This is a genomic window from Idiomarina sp. Sol25, from assembly GCF_033052775.1.
In the GTDB taxonomy this organism is placed as follows: domain Bacteria; phylum Pseudomonadota; class Gammaproteobacteria; order Enterobacterales; family Alteromonadaceae; genus Idiomarina.
On the sequence record NZ_JAUPEW010000146.1, the window covers coordinates 1 to 264 of the forward strand.

Sequence of the window (264 nt, forward strand, 5' to 3'; positions counted from 1 at the left end):
GTCAGTCTCGCAGTCAGGCTGGCTTTTGCCATTGCACTCAACGAGCGATTTCCGACCGCTCTGAGCCAACCTTCGCGCGCCTCCGTTACGCTTTAGGAGGCGACCGCCCCAGTCAAACTACCCGCCACGCAGGGTCCCGGATCCAGATAATGGACCGCGGTTAGACATCAAGAGTGCGAAGGGTGGTATCTCAAGGATGGCTCCACAGGAACTAGCGTTCCTGCTTCAATGCCTACCACCTATCCTGCACATCACAATCCTGAT

Annotated in this window: 1 rRNA gene; it reads right to left on the bottom strand. The window is 56.8% G+C overall.

Features of this window, described 5'->3' with window-relative positions:
* A 23S ribosomal RNA gene (locus Q5L94_RS13805) occupies window positions 1-264 on the bottom strand; the annotation flags it as partial.